Annotated in this window: 11 protein-coding genes; 3 read left to right on the top strand and 8 right to left on the bottom strand. The window is 71.2% G+C overall.

Translation table 11 applies throughout. The features are described from left to right. Positions 1 to 71: 71 nt before the first annotated feature. The 5 genes from GTY96_RS18150 to GTY96_RS18130 form a co-directional block, all read right to left on the bottom strand. Positions 72 to 1,811 (bottom strand): hypothetical protein, encoded by a 1,740-nt coding sequence (locus GTY96_RS18150; protein ID WP_161665365.1) that lies wholly within the window; start codon positions 1,809 to 1,811, stop codon positions 72 to 74. A gap of 10 nt (positions 1,812 to 1,821) precedes the next feature. After that, positions 1,822 to 2,433, bottom strand: coding sequence for a hypothetical protein (locus GTY96_RS18145; protein ID WP_161665364.1), 612 nt, complete (start codon positions 2,431 to 2,433; stop codon positions 1,822 to 1,824). Positions 2,434 to 2,456: 23 nt separating this feature from the next. Further along, positions 2,457 to 2,840, bottom strand: a complete 384-nt coding sequence (locus GTY96_RS18140; protein WP_161665363.1) for a hypothetical protein — start codon at positions 2,838 to 2,840, stop codon at positions 2,457 to 2,459. A gap of 37 nt (positions 2,841 to 2,877) precedes the next feature. Beyond that, entirely contained in the window at positions 2,878 to 3,372 is a 495-nt protein-coding gene (locus GTY96_RS18135) for a hypothetical protein (protein WP_161665362.1), read from the bottom strand. 277 nt (positions 3,373 to 3,649) lie between these two features. After that, positions 3,650 to 4,090, bottom strand: coding sequence for a hypothetical protein (locus GTY96_RS18130; protein ID WP_161665361.1), 441 nt, complete (start codon positions 4,088 to 4,090; stop codon positions 3,650 to 3,652). A gap of 243 nt (positions 4,091 to 4,333) precedes the next feature. On the opposite strand from GTY96_RS18130, the gene GTY96_RS18125 reads away from it, so the two are divergent. Together GTY96_RS18125 and GTY96_RS18120 are read left to right on the top strand one after the other, a co-directional pair. Beyond that, a complete protein-coding gene (locus GTY96_RS18125) occupies positions 4,334 to 5,791 on the top strand; it encodes a hypothetical protein (protein WP_201756199.1) in 1,458 nt (485 codons plus the stop codon). Positions 5,792 to 5,863: 72 nt separating this feature from the next. Next, on the top strand, positions 5,864 to 6,577 hold the full coding sequence (locus tag GTY96_RS18120) for a Bax inhibitor-1/YccA family protein (RefSeq protein WP_143901571.1): 714 nt from the start codon (positions 5,864 to 5,866) through the stop codon (positions 6,575 to 6,577). Positions 6,578 to 6,631: 54 nt separating this feature from the next. Here GTY96_RS18120 and GTY96_RS18115 read toward each other — a convergent pair whose 3' ends face one another. Further along, complete coding sequence (locus tag GTY96_RS18115; RefSeq protein ID WP_143901573.1) at positions 6,632 to 6,967, bottom strand: (2Fe-2S) ferredoxin domain-containing protein; 336 nt, start codon at positions 6,965 to 6,967, stop codon at positions 6,632 to 6,634. 616 nt (positions 6,968 to 7,583) lie between these two features. Between GTY96_RS18115 and GTY96_RS18110 the strand changes: the two genes are divergently transcribed. Then, positions 7,584 to 10,385 (top strand): vitamin B12-dependent ribonucleotide reductase, encoded by a 2,802-nt coding sequence (locus tag GTY96_RS18110; RefSeq protein WP_161665359.1) that lies wholly within the window; start codon positions 7,584 to 7,586, stop codon positions 10,383 to 10,385. A 66-nt stretch (positions 10,386 to 10,451) separates the two neighbouring features. Here the strand turns inward: GTY96_RS18110 and GTY96_RS18105 are convergent, their stop codons facing one another. Continuing rightward, positions 10,452 to 15,023 (bottom strand): GspE/PulE/PilB domain-containing protein, encoded by a 4,572-nt coding sequence (locus GTY96_RS18105; protein WP_161665358.1) that lies wholly within the window; start codon positions 15,021 to 15,023, stop codon positions 10,452 to 10,454. Positions 15,024 to 15,143: 120 nt separating this feature from the next. After that, positions 15,144 to 16,538 (bottom strand): undecaprenyl-phosphate glucose phosphotransferase, encoded by a 1,395-nt coding sequence (locus GTY96_RS18100; RefSeq protein ID WP_143901579.1) that lies wholly within the window; start codon positions 16,536 to 16,538, stop codon positions 15,144 to 15,146. Positions 16,539 to 16,711: the final 173 nt, after the last annotated feature.

The following is a 16,711-nucleotide window of genomic DNA, read 5'->3' as shown; positions in this document are numbered from 1 at the left end:
GGGCGGCTCCTTGGAGAGGCCCCCTAGTGACGTGAAGGGCGCGCGTCCGTCAAGCGCGGTGGCGTACGCCCTCAGCCTCCGTGAACGGTCCAGGGCCCTCTCCCACCCCGAGGGACGGGCCCGGTGTCCACCGGCGCATCGGGCACTCTCCGGAGCGCGGCGCGTCCCCTGCACCCGCCGGACGTGAAGCCCCGCGCGCGCTGCAGGCCTGGCAGGTGCGGATCCGCGTCCCGCCACAGGTCCAGCACGGCCTCGAAGTCGCGCGCCGCCTCGGACATGCACGAGCAGGCCACATGGGCCTCCGCGACCAGCAGCATGCTGTGGCCACACCCGGGCCGCTCCCCGGCCCGCTCCAGCGCCAGCTCCAGGGCCTTCTCCTCGCGGCCAAAGCGCAGGCGGATCCGGGCCAACGTTTCACGGGGCGGGCGGCAGAAGAGCGCGGGCCCCACGGGGCGCAGGCGGCGCTCCAGGCGCAGGGCCCGCGTGAGCGCGGCCTCCGCGCGGCCGGAGTCACCCCGGCGCGCATCCAGCGTGCCTCGAAGCTCCTGCGCGGCGACCTCCACCGTGCGCGCCACGTCGCGGGGACACAGGGCGCGGCCCTCGGAGCGGGGCGCCTCCGACAGCGCGGGCACCAGCGCATCCAGCATCAGGCACGCACGCTCCACGTCACCCAGCCGCCCCGTCTCCAGGGCGCAGGCCGCGCGCGCGTACAGGCGCACGGCGTCGCGCAGCCCCTTCTCCGCGACGGTGGCGTTGTCGCCCAGCTCCAGGGGGACCTCCGCCGCCGCGCGGCAGAAGCCAAAGCGCAGGTGCGCGGCCACCAACGTGGTCGCGGCGAAGAGCACCGCCTGGGGCCGGGAGCCCGCGGCGTCCACCCGCTGGCGCAGCTTGCGGGCCCAGACCTGCGCGCCGCGGTACTGCCCCACCTCCGCGCAGCCCTCGCTCAACAGGCGCAGGGCGGGATCCGCGCTCGGCGCGACATCCAAGGGCAGCGACTCACGGGCGACGTAGGCGTCATCCGCCGCGACCGCCGCCTCCAGGCAGCGGTTCGCCTCCAACCCTCGCCCCAGGCGCAGGAGCAGGCGCCCCGAGGCGAGCAGCGCGGGGCTCCCCGCGGGCACGAGCGACGGGAGCAGCTCCGCGCTCTCACGCGCCATCTCCGGCCGGGAGCTGGGCAGCCAGGCCTGGACCCAGGCCATGTGCACCCCGGCGTGGCGCGGGTGCGCGCGCAGCAGGTCCCGCAGGATGAGCTGCGCGTAGGGTTGTCCCTGGCCAGGGCGCCCGTCGGATTCGTAGCCGTCCAGGAGGAAGCCCGCGAGCAACAGGCGGGGCTCGGGCTCCTGGGGGAAGCGGTCGGTGAGGCACTCCATCTCGCGCACGAAGGCCGGTCTGCCATTGGCGGGCCCCTTGTCCGCGAGGAGGCTCGCGGCGACCACCAGCCGCTGCTCCAGGTCGGTGGCGCCCTCCGCCAGGGTGAGCGCCTTGCGGCTGGCCTCCGCGCGGTCCGGCGTGAAGCGCGCGCCCACGCCCCGGGCGAGCGTGAGCCCCCACCACGCCATGGCGAGAGAAGGATCCTGGCGCGCGGCCTCCGCGAAGGCGCGGCGGGCCTCCAGCGCCCAGCCCAGGTGCAGCAGGCGCAGGCCCTGATTGAAGTACGCCTGCGCCAGGGGGACTCGCGTCGTCACTGGCAGCTGGGCGTCTCCCAACCCTTCGCGCAGCGGCGGCGGGGGGAGGGCCTCATCCGGGAGGTCCTCCCACGCGACGTGGGAATGCACGGACGGCGCATCGGCTCGGAACAGGCGTGCCAGCATGATGTCCTCCTCACGCTCCGGTCATCGGAGCGGCGTGGTGTTGCACTCCGGCGTCGGTCGCGCGTACGCGCGCGGCCATCCGCTTCCAGGCGTTCGACAACTCCTCCGCGGGAATGGGTGAGGCCTTGCGACGCGCCGCCAGGCACTCGCGCCGCCAGGCCAGGCCCACGTCGCGGGCCACCCACGCCTCGTACTCCGCGAGCCAGTCCGCCAGCAGCGCGAGCCCCGCCCGCGCCGCCCGGCGCTCCGCCCCGGAGGCCGCGTCCCGCCGAGGGCCCACGTCCTCCGCGCGGAACGCCGTGCCGCATGCCCCCTCCACCCACCGGGGCACGAAGCCATCGCGCGGCACGAAGAAGGCGGCGCCGCACGTGTCACACAGCGCGCCGAAACCCCACAGCGTGAGGCGCCCGCCGTCCGCGAGCCGTCCCTGGTAGGCGCTCTGCCCCTCCACGCCCGGAGGCCGGGGTTCGCGGACCAGGCCGTGACGGAGCAGCACGTTGCCGTCCGGACAGCGCACGTCCTGGCCCAGACACCACATGGCCACGTCGAACAGACGGTCGCCGTCGCGGCGAACGTCGCAGGGGAGCAGGGAACCATCACCGCCAGGGAAGACCTTGGACATGGGGCGCCTCACGGAAGGCCTCGCTAGGAAGCGGTCTTCTTCGCGGTGGGGCCCACGCGCGCGGCCACGTCGCCGAAGAGCGCCCGGGCATCCACGGCCGCGGCGCCGCTCTTCGCGAGCAGCGCGTTGACGGCGCGCACCAGCTTGGCGCGCACGCGAGGGGACAGCGGCTTGTCCTCGCGCGCGGCGGCGAGCTGCTGCGCGCTCAGCCCCCGGCCGCTGCGCGGCTTGCCCAACCCCAGCTCCGCGTACGACTTCTGCTGCTGCTCCTTGTCTCGGCGGCGCGTGGAGCGCTTGCGCTCGAGGACGCGGTCCTCCGACGTCTGGGCTTCGAGCTGCGCCGAGCGACGCAGCAAGAGCGCCGGGGAGATCTTCTGGTGTTCGAGGAACTGCTGGAAGGTACCCATGGGGGGCTCCGTGTGGAGAGAAGCGGAAGGGGTCGGGCTACTCATGGGCGTGGTCGTGAGCGCCCGACTCCTCGATGACGAGCGACACCGAGGAGAGGGTCGAGGGGCCGAAGGTGAGCGTGTGCGTGCCCACCTTGAGGGGCACGACGTGACGGCCTTGGATGTCCGAGCAGAGCGCGGAGCTGTTCGTGCTCTCCTCGAACTCCACCGGCGCGCCGCTGCCGTTGGTGACCTTCACCGGCACCGGGGCGCTGGTGAAGAGGACGTAGTCGGTGGCCTCGGCGACGGCGAAGGACACCGCGCCGCCCTTGCCTCCCGCGACGTCCACGAGCGCGATGTCGTAGCGCGTGTGGTTGTTGCTCACGGACGGGCCCTGGCCCGAGGCCGCCGCGGTGACGTTGACCGCCGGGCCCTTCTGGAGGTGCTCGCAGCCCTCCTCGTCGACGGAGCCTTCGTCTTCGGCGTCGGAACCACAACCCACGGCGAGGAGCGCGGTGGACAGCAACAGGGCGGACAGCAGCTTCTTCTTCATGATGGGAACTCCATGGACAAGGGATGGACTGCGGGAACTCCAGCCTCCGTGGGCGCACGGCGCACACCTCCCCGACAGGGAGGGTCCGCGAGGAACCGGACGGGACTGGAAGGCGGAGCCGCGAGGCGAAGCGCGCGAGGGTGCGTGGCCCGAGGCCTCCGCGTGCGCCCTCTCCGTCAGTGGACGGGAACGCGCACGCCGAAGCCACCGGAGGCCACGACACATCCCGCCCCGCGGAGACACGCCGGGCGGAGACGACGGGCTTCGACGGCGGAGATCAGGCGCGCGGCGGTGATGACTTGGGCGCGAGTCTCAGCAGCGCGACGGGGGCCGCGTGGAAGCGGAACACCGCCAGCGCGGGGCTGGAGCGCGTGGAGACGGCGGCCACGACGGGCGCCGACCCGGCCGGAGGCGGGGCCTCGCGGCGGAAGAAGGCGTGGTGGCAGTGAGCCTCCGCGCCATGGGGCGAAGCCTTCGCCACCGGCGCCCGCGCCACGCGCGCGTCGTCGAAGGAGACCTCCTCCTCCGGCGGGCCTTCGGACGCCGAGGCCTCGCTCACGTGCATCACGTCCCCGTGCTCCAGGCACGTCGTGTGCTGCACGAGCGCGAAGTGGAGCACGCTGCCCACGTACACCAGCACGCACACGAGCACCCACGGCAGCGCCAGCAGGCGCGACGGGGAGCGACTCGCATGGGTCGGGCGTTGAAGGCGGCTCACGTCCACTCAATCTCGAAAAAGCAACTGAGTTGTTTTAAGCGACCTCCCCGTCCGGGCGCAAGCGAGGACCCGGCACCGGGCGATGGGGCCCGCCGAAGCCCGGAGTCGCGGGCGCCGCGCCCGTCCGCCTGGACGCTCCTCGGACGGGACGCGGCGGGGGACCGCCTGGGGAAGCGCCCGGCGAAGCGCGGGTTGTGGACCCACGAGCCCCAGGGGTCGTAGGTTCCGCGCGTGCACGAGCTCATGGATGTCCTGCGCAGGCAGGCACACTATTTTGGACCGGAGCTGGCGAAGACCGCCTACCAGCGCGGCCTCGCGGTGACGAAGCCGGATGGCAGCACCCAGCCCATCCCCATCACCGCCACGCCCGTCATCCTGGACGCGGCGGAGATCCAACGCCGCGCCCTCCTGTCCGCGAAGCTGGCCTCCGCCACGCTGAAGATGGCCCGCGCGGTGCTGGGCGGACCCGACGCCCACACGCTCCTGGGCAGCCTGTCGCCGCTGGAGCGCGCGCTGGCCGAGCGCACGTGGGAGGCGAGCCGCAAGCTCGTCACGACGCGCGTGGACTACTTCGTGTCCGGCGGCCAGCCGTGGGCGCTGGAGGTCAACGCCACCATCCCGGCCATGCAGGGCTATTCGGACATCGCGGCGCGCACCTTCATCGAGGTCGTGGCGCGGCACCTTCGCTACCCGGAGAAGGGGCTCGCGGCGCTGCTCACGCTCAACGGCAACAACGCGCTGGCGCTCTACCGCGCGCTCCTGGACGGCTACGCGGCCGAGCGCGACGGGAAGATGCCGGACACGGTGGCGCTGCTGTGCCGCAAGAACGACGCGCAGGTGACGGAGCTGCGCTGGCTGTGCGAACGCTTCCGCGAGTTCGGCGCGGACGCGGACATCGTGCACCCGGAGGACGTGTCCGGGGAGGACGCCTTCACGGCGAACGGCAAGAAGTACGACCTCGTCTACCGCCACCTGTTCGTGCGCCGTCTGGAGCAGTCCCCCGCTCCGTGGATGGAGGACTTCCTGGGCACGGTCCCCGGGAAGAAGGCCGTGTTCCTCAACCCGCCCGCCTCGCAGGTGGAGGTGAAGACGACGTTCGCGCTGCTGTCGCAGGCGGTGACGGACGCCGCGCTCGCCGAGCGCGCGGGCCTCACGCCGGAGGAGCTGGAGGCGGTGCGCGCGGCGGTGCCGTGGACGCGCCCCTTCCGCCACGGACCCGGCGTGGGTCCCGACGGCGCGCGCGTGGACGACATCGTGGCGCGCGTGGCCCAGGAGCCCGCGCGCTTCGTGCTCAAGCGCGCCTGGGACTACGGCGGCAAGGCGGTGTTCCTGGGCCGCTCGGTGGGCACGGTGCCCTACGAGGAGCGCGTCAAGGGCGCCTACGGTGAATCCAAGACGTGGGCCCAGCTGTGCGAGCACGCCGCCACGGACCCCCAGGGTGGCGGCTTCGTCGTCCAGGAGGTGGTGGACACGCAGCCGGAGGATCACCTGCTGTGCGGGCAGAACAGCGTGCTCCCCACGTCGTTCTTCGTGGACTACTCGGCCTATGCGTCCGTGGGGCTGGCGAAGCAGCCCGCGTGGGGCGGGGTGTGCCGTGGGTCCATGTCGGAGATCGTCAACATCGTGGGCGGCGGAGGCGTGCTGCCCCTCATCACGACGGAAGTCGCCTCGAAGCTTTTGCTGGCCTGGAAGGCGCTTTAAAGCGTCCTCCAGGGGTCCTCGTTAGACAGAGGCCGGGGCTCGGTGGGCCCGGTCCGAAAGGAAACGAAACACATGGCGTGGGAATCTTCGGGTGGGTGGCAGAGCGGCCGGGAGGCCGAGGTGGACTCGGTCCTGGTGCAGGAGTCGCAGCGCGCGTTCATGTCGCGCGTGCACGGCTGGATGTTCGCCGGCCTGGCGCTGACGGGCGTGATGGCGCTGCTGACGGTGACCAACCAGGCGCTGCTCCAGATCGCGTTGGAGTACCGGATGGGCCTCATCCTGGCGGAGCTGGGCCTGGTGATGGCGCTGTCGTTCCTGGCGCCCCGGCTGTCCGGCCCGGTGGCCGCGATGATGTTCCTGGGCTACTCGGCGATGAACGGCGTGACGCTGTCGGTGCTCTTCCTCATCTACACGGCGGGCTCGCTCGCCCAGGTGTTCTTCATCACGTCCGCGGTGTACGGCGCGATGGCCGTCTACGGCACCGTCACCAAGAAGGACCTGAGCGGCTGGGGCACGTTCCTCTTCATGGGCCTCATCGGCATCCTCGTCGCGGGCCTGGTGAACCTGTTCATCCGCAGCGACGCCGTGTCGTTCGTGACCGCCTGCGCGGGCGTGCTCGTGTTCGCCGGCCTCACCGCCTACGACACGCAGAAGCTGCGCGAGTACCACGCGGGCACCGGCTACCAGAGCACGGCGGCGGTGAGCATCGTGGGCGCGCTCACCCTCTACCTGGACTTCATCAACCTGTTCCTGTCGCTCGTGCGCCTGCTGGGCAAGCGCCGCTAAGTCACGGGCTCCAGGCTTCCCGGGGCGGGGCGCGAGGTGGCTCGAGAGCCGCCTTCAGCGCTCCGCCTTCTTGTTGAAGGGCATCAACAGCCGCTCCACGGGGCGGCCCTGCACCAGGTGCTCCTCGACGATGGTGGGCACGTCCTCCACCTTCACGCCGCCGTACCAGGTGCCCTCCGGATAGACGACCACGGAGACGCCGAACGCGCAGGTGTCCACGCAGCCCGCCGCGTTGGCGCGCATCGTGCGCTTGAGCCCGCGCTTGTCGAGCTCCTCCTTGAAGGCCGCCCGGACCTCCTCTCCCCCCTTGGAGGCGCAGCACCCCTTCGGGTTCCCCTCCGGGCGACGGTTGGTGCAGACGAAGACATGGCGTTCAAAGGGAGGCGGCATGGTTCGCCTCCTAACGCGCCCGACCGTCGAAATCGATGCCCCCGTTCAGCGCCCGAGCCGTCAGGCCCCCTCCGCCCGGGCCCCCAGCCGCGCGAGCCAGGGAGTCCCCCTCCGCCCGGTGCACGGACTGACAGCAAACATCCGCGAGTGATCACGAGCGCTTGGCGTCCCCCTCTGGCGGTCCCCGTGGCGATGCAGGGTCATGACCCTACATCGCCAGCCACGGCAGCCGTTGCCACCTGGGAACCGGGTTCCTAGATCAGCCTTGGGTCAGGATCACACCCACTGCGCAGGAGAGCAGCGCCTCAGGGTCTTTCCAGTCCGAAGGCACACAAAATGAAGTGTGTACGTTGAAACCGGACACTAGATATAGGGGAGCCGGGGGATATTGACGGCCCCCCCCGGCGATCATATGGATCCGCCCGCCCGGCGGGTGGGCAGTCAGGCCCGGGCCCGGATTCCAGGGATGCGTCCACTGGTTTCCGCCCGCCCCGAACCATCCCAGCGCCGCCTTTCCTGTGTCCACGCGTGAGCAACGGATCCCCTGGGATCTCGCGGCGTTGGCGTTTCCGCAAACTTTGCATCAGCACTCTCAGTGAATCTGGAGGTGGGCGTCATGGAGAAGGAACTGGGTGGCAAGCCGGTGGTGGGAGGCAAGGAGTCGCGGCGCGGGGGACGGGCGAAGGGGAAGGCCGCGACGACCACGACGGGGCTGAGCCTGGAGCGCTTCTTCACGACGCCGGGAGTGGATCCGGCGGACGAGCTGGCGTGGGAGTCCCGCGGCGCGAGCATCAAGGGCGAGGACGGCAAGGTCGTCTTCGACCAGAAGGACATCGAAGTCCCCAAGTCCTGGTCGATGCTGGCGACGAACGTCGTGGCGTCGAAGTACTTCCGGGGCACGCCTGGGACGCCGGACCGTGAGACGAGCGTGCGCAAGCTGGTGGCGCGCGTGGTGGACACCCTCGCCCGCTGGGGCGAGGACGGGCACTACTTCGCGTCGGAGGCGGACCGCGACACGTTCCACGCGGAGCTGACGCACCTGTTGCTGCGGCAGAAGGCGGCCTTCAATTCGCCCGTCTGGTTCAACGTGGGCGTGGAAGCGCACCCGCAGTGCTCGGCGTGCTTCATCAACAGCGTGGACGACAACATGGAGTCCATCCTGGGGCTGGCGCGCACGGAGGGGATGCTCTTCAAGTACGGCAGCGGCACGGGCTCCAACCTCTCCTCCATCCGCGGGAGCAAGGAGCTGCTGGCGGGCGGCGGCACCGCGTCCGGCCCGGTGTCGTTCATGCGCGGCTTCGACGCGTTCGCGGGCGTCATCAAGAGCGGCGGCAAGACGCGGCGCGCGGCGAAGATGGTCATCCTCAACGCCGAGCACCCGGACATCCTCGAGTTCATCCGCTGCAAGTCGAACGAGGAGAAGAAGGCCTGGGCGCTCATCGAGGCCGGCTACGACCCCTCCTTCAACGGCGAGGCGTACGGGTCCGTGTTCTTCCAGAACTCGAACAACTCCGTGCGCGTCACCGACGACTTCATGAACGCGGTGGTGAATGACGGTCCGTGGCAGACGCGCGCGGTGCGCGACGGCCAGGTGGTGGAGACGTTCAAGGCGCGGGAGCTGTTCCGCGAGATCGCGGAGGCGGCGCACCTGTGCGGCGACCCCGGCCTCCAGTACGACACCACGGTGAACGCGTGGCACACGTGCTCCGGCACGGCGCGCATCAACGCGTCCAACCCCTGCTCCGAGTACATGTTCCTGGATGACTCGGCCTGCAACCTGGCGTCGCTGAACCTGATGCACTTCCGCACGCTGGAGGGCGGCTTCGACGTGGCCGCGTTCAAGCACGCGGTGTCGGTGGTGCTGCTGGCGCAGGAGATCATCGTCGGCTTCAGCCGCTATCCCACCGAGCGCATCGCGAAGAACAGCCACGACTACCGGCCGCTGGGCCTGGGGTACGCGAACCTGGGCGCACTGCTGATGGCGTCGGGCCTGCCGTACGACTCGCCCGCGGGCCGCAACTACGCGGCGGCCATCACGTCGCTGATGTGCGGCGAGGCGTACGCGACGAGCGCGCGCATCGCCCAGAAGCAGGGCGCGTTCGCGGGCTACGGCAACAACGCGGAGCCGATGCTGGGGGTCATCCGCAAGCACCGCAAGGCGGCGTACCAGCTGTCCCAGGACGGCGTGAGCGCGGAGCTGTACGCGGCGCAGAAGGCGTCGTGGGACGACGCGCTGGCGCACGGCACGGAGCACGGCTACCGCAACAGTCAGGTGACGGTGCTGGCCCCCACGGGCACCATCGGCTTCATGATGGACTGCGACACCACCGGCATCGAGCCGGACATCGCGCTCATCAAGTACAAGAAGCTGGTGGGCGGCGGCATGCTGAAGATCGTCAACCAGACGGTGCCGCTGGCCCTGGAGAAGCTGGGCTATGCGCAGACGCAGGCGCAGGACATCGTCGCGTACCTGGACAGGCAGGACACCATCGAGGGCGCGCCGCACCTGAAGCCGGAGCACCTGCCGGTGTTCGACTGCGCCTTCAAGCCGTCCAAGGGACAGCGCAGCATCCACTGGATGGGCCACATCGAGATGATGGCCGCGACGCAGCCGTTCCTCTCTGGCGCCATCTCCAAGACGGTCAACATGCCCAACGACGCCTCGGTGGAGGACATCGAGAAGGCGTACGTGGAGGCGTGGAAGAGCGGCCTGAAGGCCATCGCGGTCTACCGCGACGGGTGCAAGCGCACGCAGCCGCTCAACACGTCGCAGGACAAGGCCCCGGAGGCCCGCCGCGTGGCCGCCGAGCCCGCGCCCGCGGTGATGCCGGAGCCCAAGGCGCGCCGTCGCCGGCTGCCGGACGAGCGGCAGTCCATCACGCACAAGTTCTCCATCGGGGGCCACGAGGGCTACCTGACGGTGGGCATGTACGAGGACGGCGCGCCGGGCGAGCTGTTCGTGGTGATGGCGAAGGAGGGCTCGGTGGTCAGCGGGCTGATGGACAGCTTCGCCACCAGCGTGTCGCTGGCGCTCCAGTACGGCGTGCCGATGCAGGTGCTGGCCGACAAGTTCTGCCACACCCGCTACGAGCCGAGCGGCTTCACGGGCAACCCGGCCATCCCCATCGCCAAGTCCATCACGGACTACATCTTCCGGTGGCTGTCGTTGAAGTTCCTGCCCACCTCGCCGCGCGGCGACGAGGCGGAGGTGACGCCGGTGGAGGAGTCCCCTCCGGAGCCGGTGACGCAAGCGGCGGTGCCGACGCAGGGGACGCTGCAGTTGTCCGCGATGAACTCGCGCAGCACGTACCTGAACCAGGCGGACGCCCCGCCCTGCCACACCTGCGGCGCCATCACCGTGCGCAGTGGCGCCTGCTACAAGTGCGCGAACTGCGGCACGACGAGCGGCTGCAGCTAGGCCGCGGCGGCGCGTTCAGGACGTAAGGAAGGGCTCCGGGGCGCAGGCTCCGGAGCCCTTCGTGCTTCAGGGGAAGCGGTGGAGGCGCGTGCAGATCTCCACCGCGCGCTCCGCGATGCGGCCCAGCTCCTCCAGCAGGGAGACCTCCAGGGGCGCGGGGCCGTGCTCGGCGACGAAGAAGGCCACGGGCTGGCCTCGCGCGTGGAGCGGGAAGACGAGCAGGTGTGACTCGGCTTCGCACAGCGCGGAGAAGATGGCCTCGTCCTGGGGACCCTGAGGGGCGCTGAAGACGCTGGGGCTGGGGCCCGTCAGCGCGGAGGCCAGGAGGGACGGCGCGTCCAGGTCCACCTTGAGCGCCGTGACTTCCGGACGGTCGCTGCCCGGCCCCCAGGCGCGGCCCACGCGCGCGAGCCCGAAGCTGTCGCCCAGCAGGAAGGCCCGGCGGAAGCGGCCCGCGCTGTAGGCCAGCAGCACCTTGCCCACCATGCCCTGGGAGTCCGCGGTGTCCAGCGCGGAGAGGACCTGCTCCGTCGTGACGACGGGGCCGTCCTGCGGAGTGTCCGAGGAGGCGCTGGCGGCGGCGAGCAGGGCCTGCGCGGGGTCGATCCGCGCGACGGCCTGCGGCTGCCACGGGTGCTGCATGAACTCCCACGCGGAGGCCAGGGCCACGCCGTCCTCCGAGGAGGCTGGCGCGGAGGCGGGAACCTCCAGGTCCACGACGCGGTCCACCCAGGTGGTGTCCGCGCTGTGGCCCACGCCGCCCTCCCCTTCCCCGCCGCCCTGCCAGCCCACGAACTCCCACGTGGAGGCGAGCTGCATGGGCTCCTCGGAGGGCGCGGGCAGGTCTTCGAGGGAGATGGGCGTGCGGTCACGGACCGGGGTCGACGGCGCGACCACGAGGCGCGGCTTCGGCGGGACCGGCGGCGCCTCGGCGTGCGGCTGCGCGTCCGTGACGCTGGCGGCGCCCATGGCTTCGGGAGCCGTGGGGAGCGTCGGGTCCGTGGACGGAGCAGCCTTCGCGGCGGGCTCTGGCGCGGCGCCGGAAGCGGGCTCGGAGTCCGAGATCAGCGCGACCTCGAACTCGGGGGGGATTTCGGTTCGCGGCGGTTCGGAAGCCGTCGAGGCCGGTGGTGCATCCGTGGGCTCGGCGGCGGTCTTCGGCGCGGCGGCGACCTGCCAGGCTTCGGAGGCTCCCGTGTCCGTGGACGGCGGAGGCGTGAGCTCTTCGGAGGCCCGGGGCGACTCTCCCACGAGGCTGAATTCGAGCGAGTCGGCTTCGGGGTCCTGCGCGGCGGTGGCGGCAATGACAGACACCGCCGGAACATCCGTGGGGGTCGGTGGATCCGACCGCTCCTGTTCGGAGGAGGACGGGAGAGCCGGGACGACAGGCTTCGCGGCTTCGACGAGCGCAGGCGCTTGCGGAGGTACTTCGAGCGCACTCGCCTTCACTGGCTCATCGTCCCGAGCGACGGCGGCCAACGGTGGTTCGTGACGAGGCGCTTCGGTGACAGGCGTGGCTGTCAGCGGCTCCTGCGGCTCGGCGGATGCCTCCGGCGAGGTGGGCTCGGGAGCAGCATCCCAGACAGGCTCGGCCTCCGGGATCGATGCCGTGGCGCGTAGTTCGTCCGGCAGCACATCCGCGTCGCCGAGGATGTCCGCCACTTCAGAAGCAGGTGACGACGGGGGTTCAGCCGACAGCACATCCAGGTCGCCGAGGATGTCCGCCACTTCGGAGGCAGGTGACGACGGGGGTTCGGCCGACAACACATCCACGGCGACGAGGATGTCCGCCACTTCGGAGGCAGGCGACGACGGGGGTTCGGCCGACAGCACGTCCACGTCATCGAAAAGGTCCGATGCCACGGAGGCCGAGGGCTTGGGCGAATCCGCGGACATCGTGCCCGCATCACCGAGGCTGTCCGGCGCATCAGGCGCAAGGGCCTGATGCGGCTCGGCTGAAAGCACATCCATGTCTTCGAGGACGTCCGACACTTCGGAGGTGGATGCCTTGACCGGATCCGCGGACATCGCATCCACGGCTTCGAGGATGTCGTCGTCGGCGAGATCATCCCCGGTCAGGACCTCGGCCATCTCGGAGGCCTTCGCGGGTGTGACAGGCGGTGCTTCGGGTGTGGCCTCGAATGACTCGGGGCTCAGGATGTCATCGCCCTCGTCGAGAAGCTCGGCGTCCATCACCAGCTCGGACAACGACGGACCCTGCGCCGGGCGTGCAACCCCTTGCGTGGAGGCGACCGATTCGGGGGGGGATCCCGACTCCGCCACGAGACTTGGAGCGATGGGCGCGACCTGACTGGGATTGGATGCAATCGAAACCGCAGGCGTCGTCGTCGAGGGCGTTCGACCCGGAGCGGGGACAGCACCTTGCGCTGCAATCGCCCCCGTGGGCGCGCTGGCGGTTGGCGGGCTCGCCACGGGAGAACTGTTGGCCGGAACAGACGACCCATCCACGGAAGGCGCATCCGTGAACGCGTCCGCCCACTCCCCTCCCAGTTCCGACATGGGTGCGGCGGCTGGGACTTCAGGGGGCGGCTTCGTGCTCGGCCTGCTCTGGGGCGTGGAGGTCGAAGCTCCGGCCGCGACGACGTGAGTCGCAGCGAGCGCGTCGCTGGAGGCCACGGCGGGGACGCCCGAGGAGCCTCCCGTCAGGGCATTCGTCACTCCAGAAGGGCGTCGAGCCGCGACAGGAGGGGTCCCGCCCGGAGGAGGAGCCGTGACGGGGTTTGCCGTGCCCGGAGAAGCAGCTCCAATCGCTGCCTGGGCCACGGACACCGGCGCACCCGCTGAAGGGGGGCTCGCCACGGCATGAGGTGCACCCGGGACCATCCCCGCTGGCATGTTCCCCGGGCTCGCGACGGGGCCTGCCACTCCAGGACGCGACTGAGCGACGGACATCGGGACACCGGCGGGAGGAACGGCGACTCCCGGCCCGGCCACGCCAACAGCCACCGACGGCACGGCCCCAGACGGAGGCCCCTGGCGAGCCGGTGCGCCTGGAGGCGGCGCTCCACCCACCGTGGCGGGCCTTCCCGGCGTGGCATTCGGCGGAGCAGAGCCCGGGGCTCCTGGGGGGCCCACCGGACGCGCGCCGACAGGAGCACCGGCGGCTGGAACGCCCGTCATGGACGGAGGACGCGAGCCCGGAGGAACAGGCCCCGCACCGGTCGGTCCGGCCACCCCAGGTGGCTGTGCGCCCGGAGGAACAGGCCCCGCGCCGGCCGGTGCGGCCACCCCGGGAGGCGGTGTGCCAGGAACGGGCCGAGGCGCCATCCCCGGAGCCATGCCCGGCGGAGGACCCGCACGGACCATCCCCGGTGGCATCGGAGCACCCGGCGGAGGGCCCATCGGACGAGCCGCCGCGGGCCCGGGTCCACCCGGTGCGACAGGCCGCATTCCAGGAGGCGGTGCCTTCGCCACCGCGGGAATCCCCGTCGCCGAAGGCCGAACACCCGGAGGCACCACGGGCCCCGGCCCACCCCGCCCAATCATCCCGGGCGGCTGCGCTCCCGGTGCCCCCGGGGGAGGCATCGCGCGAGGGGGAACCGCAGGGCCAGGAGGAGGTCCCCCCGAAGGCGCACCCGCGACAGCACCTGGAGGCACCGCGCCCACTGGCGAAGGCGCAGCCCCGGAAGGCATCGCGCCGGGAGGCGTGAGCCCACCCGTTGGCGACGGCGCACCTGGAACAACTCCCGGAGGCATCATGCCCGTGGGCGCGACGCCACCCGCGACAGCTCCGGGCGTCACCGCCCCCACTGGCGAAGGAGCACCCGGCGCAGGCCCCGGAGGCACCGCTCCCTGCCGAGCCACCATTCCTGGAGGCTGTGTCGCCATGGGCGCACGAGGCGGCCCCGCGGGAGGAATCCCCGTCGGCCGCGCCACCTCCACGGGAGGCGCGGCCCGCACCACCTCCCCCATCACGATGTCCGGCAGCTCCTCGCCCACGATGGTCGCGTCGGCCAGGTCCGCCTCGGCCTCCTGATCATCCGAGTCATCACTGAGGAACTGTCCCGGCGCGAGCCCCCCGAACATCCCCGCGACCTCCGGCTCCGAGCGCACGGGCGCGGGAGGCGGCGGCACGGGCGGAGGCGGCACGACCACCGGAGCCACCGCGGCCAGGGGGGCCACCGTCGCCACCGACACGGACCGGCGCGCGGGCACGGGGATGGGCGCCTTCAACGGCCGCGTCGGCCGGTCGACGTCGTAGCGCTTCGACAGGTAATGGAACAGCCGCAGCTCCGGCACGACGTACGGCACGATGCGCATGCCGGTGATGAACCCGAGCGCATCCGTCGTCTGGAGGTCCAGCGGGTTCGCCATCGCGACCTTCAGCCGCCGGCCCTCCACCGCGAGCGGGAACGCCTGATGCTTCTCCGCCTGGTCCGCCGTCAGCAGCTTCAGCGTCGCGTCGGTGACGGCGTCGAAGTCCGCCTCCATCGCCACGGGCAGCCGGGTCAGCTCCCCCAGCACCATGCCCACCGTCTCGATGTCCAGGAACCCCAGCTCCACGAGCCGCGAGCCCAGCCGGCCCCCGTGGACGAGCTGCGCGCTCATGCCCTGGTCGAGCTGCGCCTGCGTCAGGAGGCCCTTGCGGACCAGCGTCAATCCCAGCTTGTCGGCCATGTCGCGAGTGAGTCTAGACGGCTTCGCGACGCCAACAGAGGGTGCGCATGAATACGACCTGCGCACCGGTCAGGCCCGCCCCCACCCCGGACTCCCAACCCGGCCCGGGAGCCGCCCGACTCAGTACGCGTTCTTCGACAGGAAGCCCCCCAGCGCGGTGCGCAGGAGGATCTTCAGGTCCATCAGCAGCGACCAGTTCTCGATGTAGTACAGGTCGTACTCGATGCGCTTCTGGATGGACGTCTGGCCGCGCAGGCCGTTGATCTGCGCCCAGCCGGTGATGCCCGCCTTCACCTTGTGGCGCAGGTGGTAGCGCGGAATCTGCCGCTTGAACTCCTCGATGAAGACGGGGCGCTCCGGCCGCGGGCCCACGAGGCTCATGTCGCCCCGGAGCACGTTGAAGAACTGCGGCAGCTCATCCAGCGAGTACTTGCGCAGGAACGTCCCCACCGGGGTGCGCCGCGCGTCCACGGCGCTCGCCATGGTGGCGCCCTGCGACTCGGCGTCCACGCGCATGGTCCGGAACTTGAGGATGGGGAAGGTCCGCCCATCCATGCCCATGCGCTCCTGGCGATAGAGGATGGGGCCCTTGCTGGTCAGCCGCACCAGCAGCGCCGTCACGAGCATCAGCGGCGCGCTCACCCCGATGGCCACCAGCGAGAACAGCACGTCGAACACGCGCTTGGCCACGCGGCTCCAACCGTCCATGGGGTCGCCCTGGAGGCTGATGATGGGCAGACCGCCGAACTCCTCAAGGCCCCCGTACAGGGTGATGTACTGGTACAGGTCCGGCACCACCTTGACGTCCACCGTGCGCAGCGCCAGCTGCTCCATCAGCGGCTTCACCCGCGCCTGATCCTCCAGCGGCACGGCGATGATGACCTGATCGACCGGGTGCGCATCCAGGTACGCCTCGACCCCGGCCACGTGCCCCACGACGCGCACGCCGCCCACCCACTGGCCGACCTTCTCCTCCTTCAGCGCCAGCACGCCCGTCACGCGGAAGCCCAGCTCGCGGTGGCTCTCCACCGTCTCGATGGTGCGCAGGCCCAGGTCCTCCTCGCCGATGACGAGGATGGACTTGAGGTTGTAGCCGCGCCGGCGCACCTCGCTGAGGACGTGCCGGAAGGCCAGTCGCGACAGCGCGATGAGCGTGAACGCGTAGATGACGAAGATGGCCAGCGTGAGGCGCGAATAGCGCTCGCGGATGAAGTACGTCACCGCCACCAGGACGAGCGTCGCGGTGATGGTGGCCTTGAACAGCTCGAACAGCTCCCCCATGTGCGAGCGCGAGCGGTTGGTCGCGTACAGCCGCGCCCGCTGGAACGTCATCGGGAAGATGATCAGCACCATCACCAGGGACACGAACGTCTCGCCCATGGGCGGGACGCCTTCCGTGATGGGCACCAGGCCGCTGAAGCGGGTGAAGTACGCGAGCACGAACGCCACCGCGAGCATCCCCGCGTCGGCGGCGACCTTGATGGACGTGTAGAAGCGTTGCAGGCGACCAAACACCGCGATGACTCCTGACCGGGGGACGAAGACCGTCCGTCGGATGCAAGACACGCACCCTGAGCCCCCGGCCCTCCTACCCGGCCGGGTCCCACCCCCGGCGCGGCGTCCTAGCACGGGTTTTTCCGTGAAACCAAGGGGTTGGCCCAGAGGGCGGCGGATACCCGGAGTGCGGG

The organism is Corallococcus silvisoli, assembly GCF_009909145.1.
Lineage (GTDB): Bacteria > Myxococcota > Myxococcia > Myxococcales > Myxococcaceae > Corallococcus > Corallococcus silvisoli.
Note: the sequence above shows the minus strand (reverse complement) of the source record. Positions and strands in the feature narration are given on the sequence as shown.

Excerpts from the sequence above, each read along its gene's own strand:
- GTY96_RS18150 (WP_161665365.1), bottom strand. The coding sequence starts at position 1,811 with ATGCTGGCACGCCTGTTCCGAGCCGATGCGCCGTCCGTGCATTCCCAC.
- GTY96_RS18145 (WP_161665364.1), bottom strand. The coding sequence starts at position 2,433 with ATGTCCAAGGTCTTCCCTGGCGGTGATGGTTCCCTGCTCCCCTGCGAC.
- GTY96_RS18140 (WP_161665363.1), bottom strand. The coding sequence starts at position 2,840 with ATGGGTACCTTCCAGCAGTTCCTCGAACACCAGAAGATCTCCCCGGCG.
- GTY96_RS18135 (WP_161665362.1), bottom strand. The coding sequence starts at position 3,372 with ATGAAGAAGAAGCTGCTGTCCGCCCTGTTGCTGTCCACCGCGCTCCTC.
- GTY96_RS18125 (WP_201756199.1), top strand. The coding sequence starts at position 4,334 with ATGGATGTCCTGCGCAGGCAGGCACACTATTTTGGACCGGAGCTGGCG.
- GTY96_RS18120 (WP_143901571.1), top strand. The coding sequence starts at position 5,864 with ATGGCGTGGGAATCTTCGGGTGGGTGGCAGAGCGGCCGGGAGGCCGAG.
- GTY96_RS18115 (WP_143901573.1), bottom strand. The coding sequence starts at position 6,967 with ATGCCGCCTCCCTTTGAACGCCATGTCTTCGTCTGCACCAACCGTCGC.
- GTY96_RS18110 (WP_161665359.1), top strand. The coding sequence starts at position 7,584 with ATGGAGAAGGAACTGGGTGGCAAGCCGGTGGTGGGAGGCAAGGAGTCG.
- GTY96_RS18105 (WP_161665358.1), bottom strand. The coding sequence starts at position 15,023 with ATGGCCGACAAGCTGGGATTGACGCTGGTCCGCAAGGGCCTCCTGACG.